Source organism: Phenylobacterium sp., assembly GCF_036821595.1.
Lineage (GTDB): Bacteria > Pseudomonadota > Alphaproteobacteria > Caulobacterales > Caulobacteraceae > Phenylobacterium.
Genome location: NZ_DAISJG010000047.1, coordinates 1 through 19,642 on the forward strand (window position 1 = coordinate 1; position 19,642 = coordinate 19,642).

Annotated in this window: 14 protein-coding genes and 1 pseudogene; 6 read left to right on the forward strand and 9 right to left on the reverse strand. The window is 72.9% G+C overall.

Going from position 1 to position 19,642, the window contains the following annotated elements:
• On the forward strand, positions 1-8,797 hold an 8,797-nt coding region (locus V7Z97_RS15770), incomplete at its 5' end, for a calcium-binding protein (protein ID WP_334164389.1).
• A gap of 81 nt (positions 8,798-8,878) precedes the next feature.
• Here the strand turns inward: V7Z97_RS15770 and V7Z97_RS15775 are convergent.
• Positions 8,879-10,354, reverse strand: coding sequence for an MBL fold metallo-hydrolase (locus V7Z97_RS15775; RefSeq protein ID WP_334164390.1), 1,476 nt, complete (start codon positions 10,352-10,354; stop codon positions 8,879-8,881).
• A 14-nt stretch (positions 10,355-10,368) separates the two neighbouring features.
• The gene (locus V7Z97_RS15780) at positions 10,369-11,001 is read right to left on the reverse strand and encodes a TetR/AcrR family transcriptional regulator (RefSeq protein ID WP_334164391.1); all 633 of its coding nucleotides are present in this window, start codon (positions 10,999-11,001) and stop codon (positions 10,369-10,371) included.
• Positions 11,002-11,080: 79 nt separating this feature from the next.
• Between V7Z97_RS15780 and V7Z97_RS15785 the strand changes: the two genes are divergently transcribed.
• A complete protein-coding gene (locus tag V7Z97_RS15785) occupies positions 11,081-11,734 on the forward strand; it encodes a 2-hydroxychromene-2-carboxylate isomerase (RefSeq protein ID WP_334164392.1) in 654 nt (217 codons plus the stop codon).
• 7 nt (positions 11,735-11,741) lie between these two features.
• Here V7Z97_RS15785 and V7Z97_RS15790 read toward each other — a convergent pair whose 3' ends face one another.
• Positions 11,742-12,365 (reverse strand): class I SAM-dependent methyltransferase, encoded by a 624-nt coding sequence (locus V7Z97_RS15790; RefSeq protein ID WP_334164393.1) that lies wholly within the window; start codon positions 12,363-12,365, stop codon positions 11,742-11,744.
• 68 nt (positions 12,366-12,433) lie between these two features.
• Positions 12,434-13,477, reverse strand: a complete 1,044-nt coding sequence (locus tag V7Z97_RS15795; protein ID WP_334164394.1) for a DUF2125 domain-containing protein — start codon at positions 13,475-13,477, stop codon at positions 12,434-12,436.
• A gap of 25 nt (positions 13,478-13,502) precedes the next feature.
• Here V7Z97_RS15795 and V7Z97_RS15800 point away from each other — a divergent pair, with 25 nt between their 5' ends.
• Positions 13,503-14,042, forward strand: coding sequence for a gamma-glutamylcyclotransferase (locus V7Z97_RS15800; protein WP_334164395.1), 540 nt, complete (start codon positions 13,503-13,505; stop codon positions 14,040-14,042).
• Here V7Z97_RS15800 and V7Z97_RS15805 read toward each other — a convergent pair.
• Genes V7Z97_RS15805 through ftsE form a run of 4 tightly spaced genes read right to left on the reverse strand, consistent with a single transcriptional unit; the run spans position 14,039 to position 16,987 of the window.
• On the reverse strand, positions 14,039-14,743 hold the full coding sequence (locus V7Z97_RS15805) for a lysophospholipid acyltransferase family protein (RefSeq protein ID WP_334164396.1): 705 nt from the start codon (positions 14,741-14,743) through the stop codon (positions 14,039-14,041). The two genes, V7Z97_RS15800 and V7Z97_RS15805, sit on opposite strands and share 4 nt — an antisense overlap.
• A 2-nt stretch (positions 14,744-14,745) precedes the next feature.
• Positions 14,746-15,369, reverse strand: a complete 624-nt coding sequence (locus V7Z97_RS15810) for a YdcF family protein (RefSeq protein WP_334164397.1) — start codon at positions 15,367-15,369, stop codon at positions 14,746-14,748.
• On the reverse strand, positions 15,366-16,259 hold the full coding sequence (locus V7Z97_RS15815; RefSeq protein ID WP_334164398.1) for a cell division protein FtsX: 894 nt from the start codon (positions 16,257-16,259) through the stop codon (positions 15,366-15,368). The genes V7Z97_RS15810 and V7Z97_RS15815 overlap by 4 nt, the downstream gene beginning before the upstream one ends.
• The gene (gene ftsE, locus V7Z97_RS15820; protein ID WP_334164399.1) at positions 16,256-16,987 is read right to left on the reverse strand and encodes a cell division ATP-binding protein FtsE; all 732 of its coding nucleotides are present in this window, start codon (positions 16,985-16,987) and stop codon (positions 16,256-16,258) included. The genes V7Z97_RS15815 and ftsE overlap by 4 nt, the downstream gene beginning before the upstream one ends.
• 57 nt (positions 16,988-17,044) lie before the next feature.
• Between ftsE and V7Z97_RS15825 the strand changes: the two genes are divergently transcribed.
• The 3 genes from V7Z97_RS15825 to V7Z97_RS15835 are packed head-to-tail and all read left to right on the forward strand — an operon-like array spanning position 17,045 to position 19,404.
• A complete protein-coding gene (locus V7Z97_RS15825; RefSeq protein ID WP_334164400.1) occupies positions 17,045-17,905 on the forward strand; it encodes a DUF3426 domain-containing protein in 861 nt (286 codons plus the stop codon).
• Positions 17,898-18,425 (forward strand): phosphoribosyltransferase, encoded by a 528-nt coding sequence (locus V7Z97_RS15830; RefSeq protein ID WP_334164401.1) that lies wholly within the window; start codon positions 17,898-17,900, stop codon positions 18,423-18,425. The genes V7Z97_RS15825 and V7Z97_RS15830 overlap by 8 nt, the downstream gene beginning before the upstream one ends.
• Before the next feature lie 34 nt (positions 18,426-18,459).
• A complete protein-coding gene (locus V7Z97_RS15835; RefSeq protein WP_334164402.1) occupies positions 18,460-19,404 on the forward strand; it encodes an alpha/beta fold hydrolase in 945 nt (314 codons plus the stop codon).
• On the opposite strand, the pseudogene V7Z97_RS15840 reads toward V7Z97_RS15835, so the two are convergent.
• Positions 19,401-19,642 (reverse strand): annotated as a pseudogene (locus V7Z97_RS15840) (diaminopimelate decarboxylase); the annotation flags it as partial. The gene V7Z97_RS15835 and the pseudogene V7Z97_RS15840 sit on opposite strands and share 4 nt — an antisense overlap.

Consider the following 19,642-nt stretch of genomic DNA (forward strand, 5'->3'; position numbering starts at 1 on the left):
CACCGGCCACGCGGGCGCCAACAACCTTCAGGGCGGCGCAGGCGCCGACCGGCTGATCGGCCAGGGCGGCGACGACTACATGGTCGGCGGCGGCGGCGGTGACGTCATCGACGGCGGAACGGGCGCGAACGACGTGGCCGCCTTCGAACTGCCGCAGGGCACGTCGGGTTCGCTGCGCGTGGTGGAAACCGCCCAGGCGAACGTCTTCAACGTCGAGCTCGTCAACAACGGCTCCGGCGTGGCGGTCTTCCGGGTCACCGTGAACGGCGACGGCGCCGCCACGGTGGAGGGTCTGGGCGACCAGGCCTGGCAGGGGACCGACACGGTCGCCAACATCGACCAGCTGCACTTCCTGGTCCCGCCCTTCAACCAGGGCCAGTTCGTCAACCTGCCGCTCTCCGTGCGCCAGCTGGTCTCCAACGGCCGGCCCGTCACCCTTGGCACGGCGGGGAACGACGTCCTCGACCTCGCCACCATCCATCCGCAGGCGAGCGCCGACGGCGAGTACCAGGTCTCGGCCAGCTTCGGGGACGACACCCTCAGCGGCACGATCGGAACGGACTTCCTGGTCGGCCAGGCCGGCGCCGACTCGCTCTCCGGCGGTGCGGGTGACGACTATCTGGCCGGCGGCGCGGGCAACGACGTCCTGGACGGCGGCGCCCACAGCTCCGTCATCGGCCTGCGTCGCGAGGTGGGCGGCGACATCGCCGCATACCTGGATGCGACCTCCGGCCTGAACATCGATCTCGCCGTTACCACCGCCCAGACGGTGGGCGGCGGCGCGGGCGTCGACACCATCGCCAACATCGAGAACGTCTACGCCGGCGCCTTCGACGACGCCGTCAGCGGCGATGGCGGCTCCAACTACGTCTACGGCGGCGGCGGCGCGGACACCCTCGCCGGCCGTGGCGGCGACGACGTGCTGGAAGGCGCGGCGGGCGACGACCGGCTCGACGGCGGAGATGGCCAGGACTGGGCTGTCTACATCGAGGGCGCGACGACCGGGGTCCGGGTGGACCTTGCGGTCGCGGGCGGCCAGGCGGTGAGCGCCGACTTCGGCTCCGACACCCTGGTCGATATCGAGAACCTGGCCGGCACGACGCACGCCGACACCCTGAGCGGCAATGACGCCGCCAACATCCTCGACGGCGCGGAAGGCTCGGATTCCCTCGTCGGGCGCGGCGGGGCCGACCAGCTCTGGGGCGACGACGGTGACGACACGCTCGACGGCGGGGCCGGCGACGACACGCTCGCGGGCGAGGGCGGCGTGGATACCGCCGTCTTCTCCGGCGAGCGCGGCGACTACCTCATCAACGTGCTGAACGACGGCAGCGTGCAGGTCACCGACCAGCGCGAGGGCTCGCCGGACGGCGCGGACGTCCTCAGGGGCGTGGAGTTCCTGAAGTTCACCGACCAGACCCTGTCACTCACCGACGTGGGCGGCACCCTGTTCGGCGGTACGGGCGCCGACACGATCGTCGGCGGGGCCAACGCCGACACCATCTCCGGCCTGGAGGGCGCCGACATCCTCGAGGGCGCCGGCGGCGGCGACCGGCTGCTGGGCGGCGCGGACCGGGACATCCTGCGCGGCCAGGCGGGCGACGACACCCTGCTGGGCGGGGACGGGGCGGACCTCCTGGTCGGCGGCGGCGGCGACGACGTCCTGGACGGCGGCGCGGGCGTCAACCGCGCCAGCTTCTACGGCGCGAGTGCCGCCAACGTCAGCCTGCTGCTCCAGGACCAGCCCCAGAACACCGGCAACGGCAACGACACGCTAATCAACATCCAGCACCTCACCGGGACGGCGGGCAACGACACCCTCGTGGGCGACGGCGCCGGCAACTGGCTGTGGGGCACCGAGGGGACCGACTCCATGGTCGGCGGCGGCGGCGACGACCTGTTCACGGTCGGGGCCGGCGCCCATACCCTGAACGGCGGCGAGGGCCAGGACGGAATCGACTTCGACGGGGTGACGCTAACCCAGCCGGTCAGGGTCTCGCTGGCGGTGACGGGCGCCCAGGACACCGGCCAGGGCCTGATGACCCTGACCGGCATCGAGAATCTGAGCGGCACCCGCTACGGCGCAGACACCCTCACCGGTGACGATGGGGCGAACGTCCTGGCCGGCTGGGGCGGTTCGGACTCGCTCGTGGGCGGGCAGGGGAACGACACCCTGCTCGGCGACGGCGCCCTGGGCGTCGACGACAACGCCACCATCATGGCCTTCGAGGACGGGATCTTCGGGGATCTCCCGGTCGGCGCGGACACGCTGATGGGCGGCCAGGGTGACGACACCCTCCTGGGCGGCCGCGGCTCCGACCGTCTGGACGGCGGGGACGGCCAGGACGTGGCGCGCTTCAGCGGGGCCCGGGCCGACTACCAGTTGGCGCTTCAGCCTGGCGGCGCGATCACCGTGACCGACCTGCGCTCCGGCTCGCCGGACGGGACGGACACCCTGAGCGGCGTGGAGATCCTGCGCTTCAGCGACATCGACGTGGCGGCCTCCAATGTCGGCAGCAACACCGCGGGCACGGCCGGGCCCGACACTCTGACGGGCGGCTCCGGCGGCGACACGCTCTCGGCTCTCGGGGCCGCCGACGTGGTCTTCGGCGGCGGCGGGGCGGACAGGCTCAGCGGCGGCGATGGCGACGACGGGCTTCGCGGCGAGGCCGGCGATGACACCCTCCTCGGTGAGGCGGGCGCCGACTTCCTGGTGGGCGGAGACGGGAACGACCGCCTCGACGGCGGCGAGGGCTACGACCGCGCGGCCTTCTCGGCCGGAGCGACCGCCGGCGTGCGGGTCGACCTCAATGTGCAGGGGGTCGCGCAGGACACCGGCCAGGGGCTGGACACCCTGATCGGCATCGAGGCCGCGTCGGGCACGCGCTTCGACGACACCCTCACCGGCGACAGCGGCGCCAACTGGCTGTGGGGCGGCTCGGACGGCTCGGGCGTCACCGGCAACGACCGGATCTCGGCCGGCGGCGGCGACGACCTCGTCCAGGTAGGGGCCGGCGACCATGTGCTCGACGGCGGGGCCGGCGCCGATGCGCTGTCCTTCCACGGCAACGGCACGGACATCAGCCCGGCGGGCGTGAACGTCTCCCTGGCCCTGCAGGGCGCGGCCCAGGCGACGAACCAGGGCTCGATGGAACTCGCCGGCTTCGAGAACCTGTCGGGTTCGACGCACGGCGACACCCTGGGCGGCGACGCGGGCGCGAACCTGCTCGCCGGCTACGGCGGCGCCGACTCGCTCTCGGGGGGCGAGGGCGCGGACCTGCTGCTGGGCGACGGCGTCATCGTCGCGCGGTCGGAGTTCGGCACCGCCGGTCCGCCCGTGGTGGAGGAGGACGCCGGCTCCGGCGCCGACACGCTCGACGGCGGCGCGGGCGCCGACACCCTCAAGGGTGGCCAGGGCGACGACCGGCTGGTCGGCGGCCTTGGCGACGACGTCATCGACGGCGGCGCGGGCCTGGACACGGCCGTCTTCAGCGGGGCCAGGGCCGACTACGACGTGGTCCGGCAGGCGAACGGCGACCTCTGGGTCACGCACCGCAACGGCGGCGTCGACGGCGCGGACACGGTCTCGGGCGCCGAGTACCTGCAGTTCTCCGATGGGCTGGTGCTGGTGTCCGGCGGTCTTGCGGCCACGCCGGGCCCCGACAGCTTCGTCGGCACGGCCGGCCCCGACACCTTCGCGGGCCTCGGCGGCGCCGACAACCTGGTCGGCGCGCAAGGCAACGACCTGCTCGATGGCGGCGAGGGGGATGACGTCCTCATCGGCGCGGAGGGGGACGACACCCTGCAGGGCGGGGCGGGTCTCGATATCCTGGTCTCCGGCCCAGGGGCAGATCGCTTCGACGGCGGCGCGGGCGTGGACCGCCTGCTGTTCCAGGGCGGGCCGGCGGTGAACGTCGACCTCGCGATCACCGGGCCGCAGACCACCGGCCAGGGCGTGAAGACCATCGTCGGCGTGGAATGGCTCTACGGCACGACCGGGAGCGACACGCTCTCTGGCGACGCGGGCGCCAACCTCCTGTGGACCTACAACGGGGGCAATGACGTCCTATCGGGACGCGACGGCGCCGACCTCCTGCTGGTCTACAACGGCGACCACGTGCTGGACGGCGGCGGCGGCGTCGACGCCGTGGTGATGAGCTACAACATCACCGGCGGCTCCGGCGTGACCATCAGCCTGGCCCAGCCGGGCGTGGCACAGGCCACCAACGTGGGCTCGATGACCCTCACGGGCGTCGAGAACCTCTCCGGCACGGTCTTTGACGACACCCTCACGGGCGACGCGGGCGCCAACACTCTGGCTGGCATGAAGGGCGCGGACAGCCTCTCCGGCGGGGACGGCTCGGACCTGCTGCTCGGCGACGGCGAGATCACCTTCGCCAACGGCGAGTTCGTGATCCTCCAGGCGCCGGCGGCGGGCTCCCCCTCCGGGTCCGTGGGCGCCGACACCCTGCGGGGCGGCCAGGGCGACGACAGCCTGGTCGGCGGCGGCGGCTCTGACGTGCTGGACGGCGGCGCGGGCCTCGACGTGGCCATGTTCTCCGGTGCGCGCGCGGACTACGAGATCGTGGTCAATCCTGACGGGACGACGACGGTCACCGACCTGCGCGATGGCTCGCCGGACGGGGTCGACACCCTGACCAGCGTCGAGACGCTGAGGTTCTCGGACGCGACCTACCAGGTGGGCGTCAACATCGTCGGCAGCCCCTCGGGTGAGCTGATCTCCTCCGGCGCGGCGGAGGACACTCTGAGCGGCGTCGGCGGGTCGGACACCCTGCTGGGCGGCGGCGGGAACGACCGCCTCGACGGGGGCGCCGATCCCGATTCCCTGTTCGGCCAGGACGGCGACGACACCGTCCAGGGCGGTGACAGCCACGACTTCCTGGTCGGCGGGCTCGGCAATGACCGGCTTGACGGCGGCGCGGGCGTGGACCGGGCGGCCTATTCGTCCAACGCCACGGCCGGCGTGCGAGTGGACCTCGCGCTCCAGGGCCAGGCTCAGGCGACGGGCCAGGGCAACGATACGCTGGTGAACATAGAGGCCGTGTCGGGCACCGCCTTCAGCGACACCCTGTCGGGCGATGCGGGCGCCAACTGGCTCTGGGGCGGCTCTAACGGCTCGGGTGTCACCGGCAACGACATGATCGACGGCCGGGCCGGCGACGACCTCGTCCAGATCGGGGCGGGCACGCACCGCGTCGAAGGCGGGGCGGACCTCGACACCCTGTCGTTCCACGGCAACGGCACGGACATCTCCTCGGCCGGCGTCAACTTCTCGCTGGCCTCGCAAGGAGTCGCCCAGGTCACCGGCCAGGGCACGGTCCGCGCGGGGGGCTTCGAGAACGTCTCGGGCTCGGCGTTCGGCGACACCCTCTCGGGCGACGCCGGGGCGAACCTGCTGGCGGGCTTCGACGGGGCGGACTCGCTCTCGGGCGGCGCGGGCGGGGACACCCTGCTCGGGGACGGCCTCGTCCATGTCGACGCGGCGGGCCTCGGCTTCGGCGGCCCGACCGTAGTCGTCGACGCCCAGGGCGCGGGCGCGGCCGACACCCTCGACGGCGGCCTCGGCGACGACATCCTCAAGGGCGGCGGCGGCGACGACCTGCTGTTCGGCGGACTGGGGGCCGACACCCTGGACGGCGGCGCGGGGCTGGATACGGCCAGCTACGCCGGGGCCACCGCCGCGGTGAGCGTCGACCTGTCCACCGGCGCAAGCTCGGGCGGCGCGGGCGCGGACGTCCTGACCGGGATCGAGCGCGTGCTGGGCTCCGGCTTCGACGATGCGCTGACCGGCGACGGCGGTGCGAACACGCTCGGCGGCGGGGCGGGCGACGATATGCTGCAGGGCGGAGCCGGCGACGACCGGCTCGAAGGGGGCACCAACAATGGCGTGCTCTCGGTCCGTGGCGGGTTCGGCGGCGACACCGCGCGCTATTCCGACGCCTCGAGCGGCGTGACGGTGAGCCTGGCCGCCACGGGCGCGCAGGACGTCGGCGGCGGCCTTGGCCTCGACACCCTGGTGGAGATCGAGAACCTGTGGGGCAGCGCCCACGCTGACGCCCTCACCGGAAACGGGATGTCCAACTTCCTGTTCGGCGGGGCCGGCGACGACACCGTGCTCGGCGGGGCCGGCGACGACATCCTCGAGGGCGGCTTCGGCGACGACGTGATTGACGGCGGCGACGGGATCGACGTGGCGGCCTTCACCCAGGCGTCGAGCGGGCTCACCATCGACCTGGCCAGCGCCAACGGCTCGCAGAACGTCGGCGGCGGCCTTGGGCAGGACAACCTCGTCAGCATCGAGGGCATCACGGGCTCGGGCTTCGCCGACACCCTCACCGGCACCTCCACCGCCAACTACCTCGACGGCGGCGCGGGCTCGGACTCTATCACGGGCGGCGGCGGCTGGGACACCCTGTTCGGCGGCGCTGGCGACGACACCGTCTCGGCTCAGGCCGGCGCCGGCGAGTCCGTCACGGTGGGCCTGGGCGGCGGCGCCGACCGGCTGGTGGTCAGCCCAGCGCTCGCAGGCTCGCTGACGGTCACCGACTTCCAGACCGGCGCGAGCGGGGACTTCCTCGACATCCGCGCGCTGCTCGAGGCCCGCGCGCCGACCTGGGTCACCTCGGAGAACCCGTTCGAGAAGGGCTTCCTGCAGCTCGTGCAGTCCGGCTCGGCGACACTGCTGCAGATCAACATCGACGGTCAGGGTGACGACTTCACGACCCTGGTGACCCTGGAGAACACCAGTTCGCTGCTGTTCAAGCAGGAGAACCTCGGCTTCACGCCCCTGCCGCGCGTGGTCGGCGGCTCCACCGGCGACACCTTCGTCTTCGACACTACGGTGTTCGATCCGAACGCCGTGGACGACAATGGCGACAAGATCGTCTTCCAGGTGGACGGCGGCGGCGGGACCGACCTGCTGCAGATCTCGACGCCGACGCTCGATCCGGGCCGGACCGCCACGATCAAGCCGAGCGATCCGGACCCTGTGACCGGCAAGCAGGTCCTGCTGATGGACCTCGACGGCGACGGCACGACGGACATCCAGCTGGAGAACGTCGAGGAGGTGGAACTCAACGGCGAGCGGGTGGTGATCACCGGCGACCTGTCCCGCACCGGCCTCGCGCCCAACACCATCTACCTGAACGGCACGACCGGCGACGATCTGCTCGATGCCGGCGGCATGACCTCGCTGGAATCCGTCCGCGCCCACGGCCTCGAAGGCAACGACACCCTGGTCGGGGCCGGCGACGACGACACCCTGTGGGGCGAGGACGGGAACGACAGCCTCGTCGGCAACGGCGGTCCCGACATCCTGGAGGGCGGCGCCGGGAACGACACCATGGTGGGCGGCGCGGGCAACGACGTGGCCGTGTTCTCGGGCGACAGCTCGGATTACACGATCACCGAGCTGAGCGCGGGCGTCCTGCAGGTGACCGGTCCGGACGGGACCGACCGGCTCGAAGACGTCGAGCGGCTGCAGTTCGACGACGGGACCTTCGGCAAGAACACCGCGCCGTCGGGGGCCGACCGCTCGGGCAGTCTGCTGACCACCGGCACGCGGGTGATCACCCTCGACGACTTCGGGTTCACCGATCCGGACGGCGACGGAATGGCCTCGGTGACGATCACCGCGCTCCCGGCGAGCGGCTCGCTCACCCTGGCCGGGCTCGAGGTCGAGGCGGGGGACGTGATCACCGCCGCCGACATCGAACTTGGCGACCTCGTGTTCACCCCGGACGAGGCCGGGGCCGTCACCCTGAGCTTCACGGTGAAGGACGACGGCCTGGCGACCTGGGGCTCCAATGCGGACGCCTCGGCCAACACCCTGACCCTCAACGTCTCGGCGCCCTCGGGCGGCGGCGGCGGCGGTGGTGGTGGCGGTGGCGGTGGCGGCGGCCCGGTGATCATCACCACCGGGACCTACGGCACCACCGGGGCCGACCTGGCCACGCTGGGCGGCCTCGCCGACACCTTCTCCGCAGGCTTTGGCGGGGACACCGTGTCCTCGGGCGACGGCAACGACTGGGTGCACGGCAACGCCGGCAACGACAGCCTCAACGGCGGCGCCGGGGATGACATCCTCTACGGCGGCCAGGACAACGACCTCCTGGCCGGGGACGAGGGGGACGACTACCTGTCGGGCGACCTGGGGGCGGACACGCTTTCCGGTGGGGCCGGCGACGACCGGGCCTTCGGCGGCGAAGGCGACGACGTGCTCTCCGACGATGAGGGCGCCAACTACCTCCGCGGCGGGGCCGGGAACGACACCGTCTCCGGCGGCGCCGGCTTCGACGACGCCCACGGCAACGAGGGCGACGACACCGTGCGTGGCGGCGGCGGCGACGACTGGGTGGTCGGCGGCAAGGACCATGACCGGCTGTTCGGCGACGAAGGCGGGGACATCGTCTACGGCAACATGGGCGACGACACCTGCGAGGGCGGCGCGGGCGCCGACATCGTCCGCGGCGGCCAGGCCAACGACGTGGTGCTGGGCCAGGACGGCGACGACTGGCTTTCCGGGGACCGCGGCGACGACACCCTCACCGGCGGCGAGGGCGCGGACATCTTCCACACCTTCTCGGAGGCCGGGATCGACCGCGTGCTCGACTTCAACTTCGCCGAGGGCGACCGGGTCCAGCTGGACCCGGACACGGTCTACGCCCTGAGCCAGGTCGGGGACGACACGGTGATCGACATGGGCGCCGGCGGCCAGATGATCCTGGTCGGCGTCCAGCTCTCCACCCTGCCCTCGGGGTGGATCTTCGGCGACTGACGCAGCCCAGCCCCAAACGGGCGCGTCAGGGCGGCCGCGTCGCAGGGCGCGGCCGCCCAACCCGTCTTCAGGGGGCGGCGGTCACCGGCCGATGCGCCCGATGCGGACGGCGTCCGAGCCGACCGGCAGGGTGTAGAGGCTCCCGTCGTCGGCGACCGTCCAGTCGCCGTCGCGCACCCGGTCCACGCCGCGTACGAACATACGCCGGGCGACCAGGTTATCGGCCGCCGGCAGCAGGTGGTAGAAGGCCAGCAGCTTCACGTCGGCCTGGTTGGCCAGTACGGCCGCCTCCTCGGGCGAGAGGTGGTAGTCCTGCACGTCGTGCATGATGGCCGCGACCCGGTCGCGGCCGGTCTCGCGCGCGGTCGTCTCCAGGATCCGGATCATCGGCCGGGCGATCGCCTCCGACAGCATCAGGTCTGCGCCGCGCGCGGCCCGCGCCAGCGGCAGGTGGGCCTTGGTGTCGCCGCTCACCACCACCGAGCGGCCCCGGTAGTCGAAGCGGTAGGCGTAGGCCGGCTGGATCGGGCCGTGGTCCAGCTCGATGGCGGTGATGCGCAGAGTCCCGTCGTCGAGCACGACGGCGGTGCGGTCCCGCGCCGGCGTCGGCGGACCAGTCAGCGCGACGGGATGGGCCACCAGCGGCCAGGTCGCCGCCGGCATCACCTGCGCCCCGTGGTGTGCGGTGCGATAGCCCTGGTCCAGCCGGTAGGCCTCGTTGAAGCCGGCGACCACCTGCTCGACGCCCGGACCGCCGTAGACGGCGAGGGGCGCGGGCCGGCCCTGGGCCCAGGTCTGCAGGTTGAGCTCTCCCAGGTCGCCGATGTGGTCGGAGTGGAAGTGAGTGACGAGGACGCCGCCGATGCTGGAGAGGGGCAGGCCCCACTGCATCAGCCGCTCGACCGACTCCGGGCCCACGTCGACCACATAGAACCGGCCGCCGGCCATCACCGCCACGCAGGCCTTGGCGCGTGCGTCGCTGGGCAGGGGGGCGGAGCTGCCGCAGACCGCCACGCGCAGGGCGTCGGGCTTCAGCAGGGCGGAATTGTCGGTGCTCAGGTTGCGCTCGGCGACGCGGGTCATCAGCGCCGTCTGCACGGGCGGCGCGGCGAGCGCCGCGGCCCCGCCGACCGCCGCGACCAGCAGGACGCCTGCGGTGATCCAGCCGCGCCGACCGCTTCGCTCCGCGCCGGGCAAGCCGCGCACGTGCAGGACGAGGATGGCCGCGCCGACAATCTCGACGATCAGGGGGACGAAGACCTCTCGCGATACGCCCGCCAGAACGAACCCGATCAGCCGCCCCGCCACGATGACCGCCAGGACCGCCGCGGCGGCGAGAAGCAGCGCGCGTTGCTTGCGGAGGAGGCCCACGCCGCTGAGCCCCGCCAGCGCCAGGAACAGCCCTCCGAGGTCGCCACGCAGGCTGGACAGGCCGGGCGCGCCGATCGCCTCGAGGTGCAGGCGCTGGGCGGCGATCTCCGGCGCCGCCCAGAATCCGAGGGCCAAGGCGGCGAACAGGAGAGCGTAGAGGGCGACGAGGACGGCGGTGATCCGCATGGCGGCCTCCGGGTTCAGGGATGTCGGGCGAAGACTTCGCCGGCGGCGCGGGCGGCGATCTCGCGGGCCTCGGCTTCCGGCGCGCCGAGGCCCCGCAACAGGCCGAAGGCCAGGTCGCGGGCCAGCCCCTGGGCGCCGGCCGGCCTCTGCAGCCCGCGGGAGACCGCGATCTGGACCACGCCCACCGCCATCAGCACCGCGGCCTCCAGCGGCAGGCCGTCGAAGCGCCCGGCCGCGAGGCCGGCCTGCACCGCGGCGCGGACGCCCCGGTCCATGGGCGCGTCGGGCACGCCCGCGCCGGGGAACAGGCGCAGCATGACGCCGGCCGGCTCCGGGTGCTCGGCGGCCTGGCGGGCGAAGAAGCAAACCGCGCGGGCCACCTGCTCGGCCGGATCGGCGACGCCGGCGTTGAGGGCCGCGACCCGCGCCTCCACGGCGCCGCGCACCTCGGCGGCGACCTCGCGGGCGAGCGCCTCCTTGTCCGGGAAGTGGTTGTAGAAGCTGCCCTTGGCCACGTCGGCGCAGGCGACGATGTCGTCGATGCTGACCCCATCCACCGACCGCTCTGCGAACAGCGCATGGCCGGCCCGCAGGAGGGCCGCGCGGGTCCGCGCCCGCCGCCTGTCCACCCGCTCCGCCAGCGCCATCCCGCCGCTCCCAGAATTGACTATTTGGTCATTATTAGACTAATCGGTCATTATTGCCAAGCTGGGTGGAGGAGACGCCGTGTCGCTTGAGGTGGAGGTCTTCTGGTCGTTCCGAAGCCCCTATTCCTACCTGGCCGCCCCGCGGCTGGCGGAGATCGCCCGGGACTACGACGTCGAGATGCGGGTGCGGCCGGTCTATCCGCTCGCGGTGCGGGTGGAGGGCTTCTTCAAGCGCCAGGACCGGCGCTGGCCCATGTACGTGGCGCGCGACGCCTTCCGCACCGCCCAGATGCTCGGCCTGCCGTTCGGCCCGCCGCGCCCCGATCCCATCGTCATGGACTTCGCCACCGGCGAGGTGGCGAAGGACCAGCCCTACATCGGCCGGCTCACCCGCCTGGGCCAGGCCGCCGCGGAAGCCGGCCGCGGCCTGCCGTTCATCGTGGAGGTCAGCCGGCTGATCTGGGGCGGCGAGATCCAGGGTTGGGACCAGGGCGACCACCTTGCCCAGGCGACAACCCGCGCCGGCCTCGACCTCGCGGTCCTGGAGCGCACGATCGCGAGCGACGCGGAGCGGCTGGAGAGAGCGATCCAGGAGAGCCACGAGCGGATGGAGGAGGTTGGACACTGGGGCGTGCCGACCATGGTTTTCCAGGACGAGCCGTTCTTCGGCCAGGACCGCATCGAGACCCTGCTCTGGCGGATGCGCCAGCACGGACTCTCGGCGCGGAGCTGATCGGCCCTCAGGCCGGCGTCGCCACGCCCCACTCGTTCCAGCCGGCGAAGCGCGGCGTCTTCGGCAGGTACATCCGGTCGACGCTCTCCAGTCTGAAGCCGCCGGCGGCGATGCTGCTGGAAACCGGCCGGGTCAGGTGGCAGCCGCCGGCAATGCGCTTCCACACCGGCTCGATCCGCCGCTGCCAGTTGGCGACGCCGGGATCCGGCGCGAGGCCGTGCTCGCAGAACAAGAACTTGCCGCCCGGCTTCAGCACCCGTCTGGCCTCAGCCAGCGCGGCCGTCGGCGTGTGCACCGAGCATAGGGTGAAGGTGCAGACCACGCAGTCGAAGGTCCTGTCCGGGAAGGGCAGGGCCTCGGCCGTTCCGTCCTCCACGGAGACCTTGAGGGCCGGATCGTGCGGCGCGGACTGGGCGCGGGCGCGGAGCTCGGGGGATGGATCGACGCCCTTCACCTCGGTCACCTTCGCCGGATCGTAGTAGGCGAGGTTGAGCCCCATGCCGATGCCGAGCTCGAGCACCCGGCCCTCGGCCTTCGGCACGATCTTGGCCCGCTGCTTCATCATCGGCGGCGAGGAGCAGGCGCAGGTGAGCAGCTTCGGCAGAAGCCAGCGGTCGTAGAGCGACGCCATGATGTTGTTTCCCCCGTTTTCGACAGCATGGCCGAACGGCGCGCCGCGCGCCACGGTCAAGCCCCGCCTCAGCGGCGCTCGTAGACCTTCGGGGCCGGGCCCAAGGCGACGGGGCCCAGGGTCGTCTGGCCGGCCTGGAAGTTGATCGTGGCCCGCGCCGCCTCGCCCTGGCCCTGGCGGGCCTCCGCCACCGCCGCGGCGGCGCCGGCCGCCTCGGGCTGGATTACGCCGGCCTGGCCCATGGCCCCCAGCGCCATCGGCGCCTGGCGCAGCGTGACGTCGAGCATGCCGCGCAGCCGCCCGTCGGTCCCCACGGTGAGCGTGCCGGCGTTGGAGCCCAGAACCGCCTCGCCGGCGGTGACGCCGCCCTGGACCACCCGCATCTGGCCGCCGGCGTCCGACCAGGCGCGCACGGCGGAGGGCCAGTCTGGGCCGGCGAAGGCGCTCATCCTGGTCAGCCGCGAGTTCCAGGTGATCGACACCGGCTTTTCGCCGGCGATGCGGCCGAACAGGCCCGAGAGCCGGGCCTGGCCGTCCTTGACCTCGGCGGCCAGCAGCCCCTCGTCGTCCGGACCGGGCCGCAGGTGAAACTCCACGAGCTCCGCGGCGGTGAGGCCGAACGGCTGGGCGCCCGCGACTGGCCGGAAGGTGAGCTTCGAGGCCTGAAGGGAGAAGCTGGGCGGTCGCTTGTCGAGGTCCCTGAGGCTCGCGCGGATCACCTCGCCCGTCACCGCCACCGGTCCGCCGATCGGCCGCACGAAGGTCAGCCCCTGCGGCGCAGCCAGCATCCAGTGGGTCGGCGCGTGCATGTAGGCCTGCCCCTCCAGAACCGGCGCCTCCAGGCCCCAGCCGGACGGCTCGCGGACGCGGGCTTCGCTCAGGGTGACGTTCAGGCGGAACGGATAGCCGCCGATCCCCCGGTCCTTCCAGCTGACCTCGTAGCCGGCCCGCTTCAGGTCCTCGACGGCGGCGTCCATGCGCGCGCGGGCCTCGCCGCGCGCCCAGAGCCACAGGACCGTCCAGCCGATGACCACCAGGAGGGCGATGCCGAACGGGATGTAGAGGCCGAGACGGCTGTGTTTGCGGGGCGGCGGGAGATCGTGCAGAGACATGGGCCTTCGTTTAGCGCGGGGCGGGATGTCGGACGAGCGTTGGGTCTTCGGCTACGGTTCGCTGATGTGGCGGCCGGGGTTCGATTTCGTCGAGCGGAAGCCCGCCACCCTACACGGCCGCAAGCGCGCCTTCTGCATCTATTCCGTCCATCACAGGGGCACCTACGAACGCCCGGGCCTGGTGCTGGGCCTCGCGCCGGGCGGGGCGACCCGCGGCATGGCCTACCGCGTCGACGAGGCCGCCTGGCCGGAGGTCTACGCCTACCTCGTGGAGCGCGAGCAGCCCACCGAGACCTATATGGAGGCGAGGCGCGCGGTGCGGCTCGCCGACGGCCGGCGGGCGGAAGCCCTGGTCTTCCTCTCCGACGTGCGCCATCCGCAGTGGGCCGGCGCGCTGGGCCTGGAGCGGCAGGCGGAGCTGATCGCCGGCGCGTCGGGTCTGTCTGGCCGCAACGTCGACTACCTGCGCGACCTCGTGGATCATCTGCGCGAGGAGGGTGTCCGCGACCTGGGCATGGAGACGCTGCTGGGGCTGGTGGAGCAGCGTGAGCTGGCCGGCGGCTAGAGCGCCAGAAGCTTCGCCGAGGCGGCCTCGATCCGCTCTTCCAGGGTGCGCATGAACTCGGCGCGCTTGAGGCCGGGCGGGATCGGCTCCAGGTACTCGAAGACGATGGTCCCGGGTCGGCGGAGGAAGCCGTGCGCCGGCCAGTGGACGCCGGAGTTCGTGGCCACCGGATAGACCGGCACGTCCAGCTCCCGATAGAGGGCCGCGATCCCCGGCTTGTAGTCGCCCTTCACGCCGGGCTCCCCGCGGGTGCCTTCCGGGAAGATCACCACCTGCCGGTTCTTCGCGAACAGGGCCTTGGCCCGGCGGACCATGTTCTTCAGCGCCGTGGAGTGGCCGCTGCGGTCGATGTCGATGGTCCCCACCTTGGCGGCGTACCAGCCGAACCAGGGGATCCAGTTCAGCTCCTTCTTCATGACGAAGACGGAGGCCGGCAGCCAGGTGAACTGGGCGAAGACGTCCAGCATGCACTGGTGCTTGGGGGCGACCAGGGCCGGGCCCTTCGGGATGTGCTCGCGCCCGCGCACCTCGACCCTGATGCCGCAGATGGCCAGCATCGCCACGACGCCCCGCCCCCAGAAGTGGAACATGGCCAGGGTCCAGCGGGCCGGGCCGAGCAGGATTGGAGTCGCGGCGACCGCGATCACCGCCGTCCAGAGATAGAACAGCGCCACGTAGAGCAGGGATCGGACGGCGATCACGGTCAGCCCTTCTGTTGCGCCGGGGACGGGTCGCGGGGGCCGAGCCCCAGCACCGCCTCGCGGCCGAGGATCGCCAGATACTTGCTGTACTCCACCACCATCAAGCGCGCTGCGGCGGGGTTGCGCCACCAGCCGCGCGCCCTGAGGGCCGGGGTCGCCACGGGATAGGCCTGAAGCCGCATCTCCGGCTCGCGCAGGACGGCGCGCAGCTCCAGCATGGCGCGGGGCATGTGGTAGTCGGCGGTGACCACGATCAGGGTGTCGTAGCGCATGGCGGTCGCCCACTCGGCCGTCTCCCGAGCGTTGCCCACCGTGTCGGCGGCGGTGAAGCCAAGGTCGACGCAGCAGTCGTAGAGCCGGCGCACGGCGCGGCTGACGGTGCGGATGTCCTCGCGGCTCGCCTCCGGGTTCACGCCAGAGACCAGCACCCGCTGGCCGAGGTCGCGCGCCAGGAGGTTCACGGCCGCGGAGATCCGCTGGTTCGAGTTCGCCCCGGTGAGCGCGACGATGCCGTCGGCGGCCTCCGGCAGCGGCGCGGGGGTCGAGTCCCGCACCCGCGCGGCGAAGGCGAAGAGGCCCGCCGTCCAGATCAGCAGCAGGACGAGGAAGGCCGCGACGGACTTCATTCCATCTCCCGGATCAGCGCCGACGCCGTCAGGCGCGCGGCCACCGCGGCCACCAGCGCCGCCAGCACCGGGCAGGGTAGCACCGCCAGGAGGTCGTTCCACGCGATCGGCAGGGCGGGCGTCAGGCCCTCGCCGCCGCCCGCCAGCCGGGCCAGGGCGCCCACGCCCGCCGCGCCCGCCGCCCCCAACAGGCCGGCGAGCCCCGCGATCCTGGCGAACCGCAACTGGAAGAGCCGCGCGATGAAGGCGTCCTCGGCGCCTGAGAGGTGCAGCACCTCGACCACGTCCTTGCGGGCCGCGAGTCCAGCCCGGGTGGCGAAGGCGACCACCGCGGCGGCCGCCCCGGCGATCAGCAGGAAGACCCCGGCGCCGGCCCACCGCACCACGCCCGCCGCCCGCCGGATGTCGTCGATCCAGACGCTGTGGTCGTCCACCACGGCGTCCACGCCCTGGGCCTTCAGCGCCCGGTCGAGCGCCGCGCCGCTCGCCGGCTGCTCGTCGTCGAGGGTCACGGCGACGAGCCTGGGCACCGGCAGGTCCTCCAGGTCGGCCACGTCACCCAGCCAGGGGCGGATCAGGTCGTAGGCCTTCTCCGGCTCGAGGGCGCGGGCCTCGGCCACGCCGGCGACCCCCGCCAGCACCTCGGTCGCCCGGGCGGCCGCGGCGTCGGGGGTCTCGCCGCCGCGGGCGCGGACGATGACCGTGGCCTCGCCCACGAGCTGGCCGCTCCAGCCGTGCGCGGCGCGGTCGGCGGCCAGCACCCCCAGCGCGGTGAGGCAGGCGAGGAAGCAGAGCACGGCGACGACGAAGATCAGGGCGCCGTCGCGCGCCTCCGCCTCGGGCAGGAAGGGGGCGGGACGCCAGCGCGCGGGGTCGAACATCTGGCTCATGCCGCGCCCGGCCCCAGCGGCCCGCGCGGCGTCAGCCGGCCGCCTTCCAGGTGCAGCACGGGTCGGCTGGACCGGGCGACCAGGTCCTGGTCGTGGGTGGCTATGACCACGGTGGTGCCCAGGCGGTTCAGCTCGACGAACAGGCGGAAGATGCGCAGCGCCATCTCGTGGTCGACATTGGCCGTGGGCTCGTCGGCGAGCAGGATCTCCGGCCGGTTGACCACAGCGCGCGCGATGGCCAGCCGCTGCTTCTCGCCGCCCGCCAGCGTCGCCGGCATGGCGTGCATCCGCTCGCCCAGGCCCACCCAGGAGAGCAGCTCGGCCACGTCGTTGCGGTAGTCGGCGGGCTTGGCGCCGGCGATCCGCAGCGGGATCGCCGCGTTGTCGAAGGCCGAAAGGTGCTCCAGCAGCAGGAGGTCCTGGAACACGACCCCGATCCGCCGGCGCAGGTGCGGCCGGGTCTTCGCGGTGAGCCGGGAGACGTCGTGGCCGAACAGGTGGATCAGCCCCTTGGACGGCCGCGCCGCGAGGTAGATCAGCTTCAGGAGCGAGCTCTTCCCCGCGCCGGACGGCCCGGTGATGAAGTGGAAGCTGCCGGGGGCGAGGGAGAAGTTGAGGTCGCTCAGAATCTCCGGTCCGCGGCCGTAGCGCATGGACACGTCGTCGAAGCGGACCACCTCGTCGGCGGCGGGGTCTATCGCCGCAGCGGCGTTCGGGTTTCTGGACATGGAGGCCGAAATCGGCGACCTCGGAGAGGGTTGCTGGAGCGTCGCGATTCGGCCGTCATGATACTGACCTGTCCAGAGTGCGCCACCAGCTATTTCGTCGACGACTCCCGGATTCCGGCCGGCGGCCGCACGGTGAAGTGCACCAACTGCGGCGCGCGCTGGCACACGGCCCAGAACGCCGGGACCCCCGACGACGACAGTGAACTGTTCGAGGAGACGCCGGCCGCGGAAGCTGCGCCGGAGCCGGCCGCCGAGGCGGCGCCGCCAGCCGACGGCCCAGGCGAGGACGACCTCGTCGTCAGCGGCCCGAAGCCTGGGACCCGTCCGCGGCCCGCGATTCCGACCGGCCTGCGCAAGGCGCCGACCGGGCCGATCCTCGCCTGGGGCCTGATGGCGGCCCTGGTCGCGGCCTTCGTGGTGGGCGCGGTGCTGTTCCGCGACGACGTGGTGCGGCTGGCTCCGCAGACTTCCGGCGCCTACGCCGGCCTCGGCCTTCCGGTGAACAGCCTGGGCCTGGCCATCGAGCAGGTGAAGGTCGAGCCCACCTTCCAGGGCGGCCGGCCGGTGCTCGCGGTCTCCGGCTCGATCCGCAACCTGCGCGACCAGGCGGCCGAAGCGCCGGCGGTCCGCATCGACATGCTGAGCCGGTCCGGCAAGCCGCTGGCGGCGAAGGTCGTCCGGCCCATCGACCCGCACATCCCGGCGGGTGCGACGCGGCACTTCGCCATCGCCATCGCCGATCCGCCGTCCAGCCTGCAGAATCTCGAACTCACCTTCGAGACCGGCGGAAGGCCCGCCGGCCCGGCGGCAGTCCGGGCCGAAGCCGCCGCCCCTCGGGCGACGCACGCCCCCCAGCCCGTGGAGGCCCAGCCGCTTCCCGCCGACGCCCCGGACGCGCTATCGGAACATCATGGCTGACCCGATCACCGAAGTTCTCCTCACCGAAGCCCAGGTGGCCGAGCGGGTGGAGGCGATCGCCCGCGCCATGGCCCCGCGCCTGGACGACGACACCGTGGCCGTGTGCCTGCTCACCGGCGGCCTCTGGTATTGCGCCGACCTGATGCGGGCGCTGGCCCGCAACGGGCGGCACGTGCGCTTCGACGCCCTGTGGCTCGCCTCCTACAAGGACCAGCGGGTCTCCACTGGCCGGTGCGAGGTGCGCGCCGACCTGCAACGTCCGCTGGTCGGCCAGAAGGCGCTGATCGTCGACGATGTCTTCGACACGGGCCTCTCGCTGTCGGAGGCCGTGCGCCTGGTCCGCGACGCGGGGGCCAGCGAGGTCCTGACCACCGTCTTCGCCCGCAAGCCCTGGCCCCAGCCGCGAGGCCTGGAGCCCGACTTCGTGGCCTGGGAGGCGCCGGCCCGCTTCCTCGCCGGCTATGGCATGGACGTGGCGGGCCAGTACCGCGGCCTGCCCTTCGTCGGGGCGATGGACTAGCCACGCCCAGGGTCCCGCATGGTAGCTTGGCCACATGCGCAACATCTTCCGGCTCGCCTCGGTCGTGCTCGCCAGCGCCTGGCTGGCCGGCTGCCTCGCCCCCGACATTCCCTACCCGCAGCTTGAAGCGAAGTACGCCAACAGCGCGTCGCAGTATCTGACGCTCCCGAGCGGCGTGCGCATGCACTACCGGGATGAAGGCCCGCGCGGCGCGCCGGCCGTCGTGCTGGTTCATGGCTTCGCGGCCTCGCTGCACGCCTGGGAGCCCTGGGCGCAGTCGCTGAAGGGTGACTACCGGGTCGTGACCCTGGATCTGCCGGGACATGGCCTGACACAGGCGCCCGCGGACTATCGGAGCTCCGCCGCGGCCAATGTCGCCGCCGTCGACGAGCTCACCCGCCGCCTTGGCGTCGAGCGGTTCGTGCTGGCCGGCAACTCCATGGGCGGAGCGGTGGCCTGGTCCTATGCGCTCGCCCACCCGGAGCGGCTGGACGGGCTGGTGCTGGTGAACGCCGCCGGCTGGCCTTCAGCCGCGCGGTCGGAGGGCGGACCCGCGGTCTTCAAGCTCCTGGCGAACCCCGCAGGACGGGTGCTGCTCCGCAACCTCGATCCGCGGCCGCTGGCGGCGCGCGGCCTGGAGCAGGCTTACCAGGACGAGGCGCTGGTGACGCCGGCGCTGGTGGATCGCTACGTCGAGCTGGCGCGCGCCCCGGGCCACCGTGCGATCCTGACCCGGCGAGCCGGCGGCGGGGCCCCGGTGACACCCGAGACCTTCGCCGCCATCCGGACTCCGACGCTGGTGATGGTGGGGTTGAAGGACCAGGTGATCCCGGCGGCGCAGTCGCGGGCCTTCGCCTCCGCAATTCCAGGCGCGCAGCTGATCACCTATCCCGAGGGCGGCCACGTGCCGATGGAGCAGATGCCCGAGGAAAGCGCCCGCGACCTGCGGGCCTTCCTGCAGGGCCTGGCCGCCCGCTAGAGCCAGGGCGCCGGGCGTTCCCGCTCCAGCATGTCGTCGTAGGTGGGGCGGGGGCGGACGACGGCGTACTCGGCGCCGCGCACCAGCACCTCCGGCGCGAGCAGGCGGGAGTTGTACTCGCTGGCCATGGCCGCGCCATAGGCCCCGGCGCTCATGAAGGCGATCAGGTCGCCTCCCTCGACAGGCGGCAGGGCGCGGTCGCGGGTGAAGGTGTCGCCGGTCTCGCAGACCGGGCCCA